This window comes from Paenibacillus taichungensis, assembly GCF_013359905.1.
Lineage (GTDB): Bacteria > Bacillota > Bacilli > Paenibacillales > Paenibacillaceae > Paenibacillus > Paenibacillus taichungensis.
Window position 1 is genome coordinate 1 of the sequence record NZ_JABMCC010000066.1, and the last position, 3,331, is coordinate 3,331.

At 49.0% G+C, this 3,331-nt stretch carries 3 protein-coding genes; all 3 read right to left on the reverse strand.

Features of this window, described 5'->3' with window-relative positions:
* Window positions 1-381 precede the first annotated feature (381 nt).
* Window positions 382-1,368: a glycoside hydrolase family 43 protein gene (locus HP548_RS00545; RefSeq protein WP_175380585.1), complete on the reverse strand. Its 987-nt coding sequence runs from the start codon at window positions 1,366-1,368 to the stop codon at window positions 382-384.
* A gap of 88 nt (window positions 1,369-1,456) precedes the next feature.
* The gene (locus HP548_RS00550) at window positions 1,457-2,479 is read right to left on the reverse strand and encodes an endo-1,4-beta-xylanase (RefSeq protein WP_175380586.1); all 1,023 of its coding nucleotides are present in this window, start codon (window positions 2,477-2,479) and stop codon (window positions 1,457-1,459) included.
* Window positions 2,480-2,530: 51 nt separating this feature from the next.
* On the reverse strand, window positions 2,531-3,331 hold an 801-nt coding region (locus HP548_RS00555; protein ID WP_457852492.1), incomplete at its 5' end, for a beta-xylosidase family glycoside hydrolase.

Below are 3,331 nucleotides of genomic sequence, written 5' to 3' on the forward strand. Positions count from 1 at the left end.
CTCGTAGACGGTGATCCAACAACGAATATTTTGGATACCTTGTCGATCAAATCCGTGTGGTTTAATGGTTCGCAGCAACTAGGTTAATCCCATTCAATCTGCTCGTATATTGGAAAACTCCGTGCTATAGCACGGAGTTTTAAGCATTTTCTTCTGCACTACTAACTTTATTCTTCTCTTCGCTGACCTAATAAAATCCCCTCCGGTATCCAGTGTTAGAGTTTCACTGTCTACCATGAGGGGATATACCTAGGGTTATATTGGAATTCGTTCCTTTTCCTCTTGGAAAACGTACCATGCCCTGAAATTTGTATTCACTCTAGGGCTCTTCAGAATTTACTGTTTCAGAGAAAAAGACATAGGTTCACATTCACATCCATATCACTTCTCTGGATACGGATCAATCATGCGTATGGTGCCATCCGGGTTATACGTCAACTCGGCAAACTTGACGCAGCGCTTGTAATCAACGCCGCCGGAAAGGGAACAATCGTGATAGAACAAATACCACTTTTCCCGAAATTGTACAATCGAATGATGCGTTGTCCAGCCCATGACTGGCGGCAAAATGGTACCTTGGAACGTAAACGGACCCATCGGATTGTCGCCAATGGCGTACACCAGCTTGTGCGTTGTTCCTGTGGAATAGGACAAATAATATTTCCCGTTATATTTGTGCATCCAAGGGCCTTCAAAATATCTACGATCCTCATCCCCAGCAGTCAGCGGATTTCCTTCCTGATCCACGATGGATATCTCCAGCGGTTCCGAAGCCATTGAGAGCATATCTTCACTCAGCTTTGTAACTTTTGGTCCGATCGCCGGAGCATCTGGAGCAGGTCCCTCCGCAAGTTCCACGTAGCTTCCTGTCTGCCATTTCTCCAACTGTCCCCCCCACAACCCGCCAAAGAACATATAAGCCTGCTCATCATCGTCCACGAACACAGCGGGATCAATGCTGAAGCTGCCCTGAATATATTGCTCCTCCGGTTTGAACGGTCCTGTCGGTGAAGACGATGTAGCCACGCCGATGCGGAAAATGCCATCATGGTCCCGAGCCGGGAAAAACAAATAATAGATGCCTTTTCTGTATGCGGCATCCGGAGCCCACATTTGACTGGATGCCCAAGGGACATCCTTCACATGCAGCGCTTCGCCATGGTCCGTCACGGGTGAATTCATGTCCGCCATAGACAGCACATGATAGTCTTCCATCTTGTACTGATCTCCATTGTCATTCACCGGACCGTCGTGATCCAGATCATGGGAAGGATAAATATAAATACGATCCTCGAATACATGCGCTGACGGATCAGCAGTAAATATATGGGTAACTATAGGTTGATGTGGTTTAGTTATTTCGGACATACAAATTGCTCCTTCCAATAGATATGTACTCCCGAGTATCTCATCGAGATGCTATGGGTTAAACGCAACGATATTGATCCGTTTCATGTCACTTGGGTACAGTGATTCGCGCAACACGCTGATACGCTTCCTTTGGACGATGCAACTCATCGAACAGGAATGGCCAGTTTTTCCGCCCTCGGATAGGGAAATTGTCAAGCCAGGTGTAGTCGTCGGCAGCCCCCCAGAATGTCACAGCGCTAATATGCTCCTTATATTCGTGAAGCAGGCGGAAGATGGATTCGTATCGCTCGCCTTGCAATTCCAGCATCTCTTGCGATGGCTGAACGAGATCTGTACGTCTGTCTTCAAAGCGAAATACCGATACATCCAGTTCGGTGAGCTGAAGCTGCAGTCCAAGCTGCGCATACCGCTCAATTCCTGCGCGCATATCATCCATGGACGGATCATACAGATTCCAGTGTGCCTGCAGGCCAACGCCATGAATCGGCACGCCTTGATCGAGTAATGAACGGACGAGCCGATAGATGCGTTCCCGCTTATGTGGATCAGATTCGTTATAATCGTTATAGAACAACAATGCCTGCGGATCTGCTTCATGGGCGAATTCAAACGCTTTGGCAATAAAACCTTCTCCGGCGATATCCAGCCATTTGGATGGGCGCAGGAATGCGTTTGCATCATCCGCATCATCAGAAATAACCTCATTTACAACGTCCCAGGCATAGATAACGTCCTTATATCTGCCAACGACGGTCTCAATGTGTGCCTTTAATCGCTCCAGCAATACATCGCGCTCCACCAGTCCGCCAATTTCATTCTCGAACAACCAATCCGGAGTCTGGTTGTGCCAGACCAGCGTATGACCACGCAGCGCCATGCCTTGCTCTCTGGCAAAGGAAGCGATGGCATCTGCATCGTCAAACGTATACAGTTCCTTCTGTGGATGCACACTGGAGAATTTCATTTCATTTTCTGCCGTCAGGCTGTTGAAGTGATATGCAAGCAATGAACGTTGGCTGTCAATCGTCTTCGGACTCACTGCTGCTCCAATGTGGAATGCATCCTTGTACAATTCCTTCAGTGAAGCCTCTTCTCGAAACGAACCCATAATCTCCCTCCTTTAAATTTCCTTCTTCGCATTGATTTATTAGCAACTGAATCAGACCGAGTACTCGAACCAATTAAAATGGGCAGGTGTGCTACTTGCCTTACCACTGCCAGTAGCGTATAGTCCGACCACCGCTCCGGTAAAGCACATTTTGTGCACAAAGTCCTCCGGTGATATAGCACGTGCCGAGCCTGAACCCAAGGCTGTCCAGTTCTGTCCGTCCTCGGAACAAGTCAGCCTATATTCCTTCTCCGTCGATTCGATCCGGAGAAACAGCTGCTCCGCTTCAGTCTCGCCCGCATACACGATTTCCGACTCTCCGCGTACTGTGAGACGGGCAAATATCAGGTTGTGGCCTTCTGACCGTCTTATGCCAAGTTCATAGTGCGCGTCCTCATCCCGGCGGATACACATTCCGGCCTCTTCTCCATCGACAATTGGCATGAATGTCAGGCAGGTTGTAAAGCTGGCATGAATATGCTGCTGCCTGCGCCCAACAAACGTAATCTCACTTACGTCCCCAAGACCTCCCGCTTGACCATACAACGTTAAGAAACCTGGTTTTTCTGTAAGCGAGCATGATCCTTCTGTCGGGTTGCGCACAAACATCCATTGTGGCCCGAGTTCTCCGTCGAATTCGTCCCGGCCGACAATGATAGCAGTATGGCTCCCGGGCAAAGAAGGTAATGTCATTGGCAATCGCTGGACCTTCATGTCCAGACTCACTATTCCTTCATTGTTGTCCATGTGGGGCCAGCCCTCGTTCCAAACGACCGGGGCGAGGAACGTTTCCCGTCCAAGCACACTATATCCGTCCTCTGTCAAACGCACGCCAAGGAATACGGCCCACCA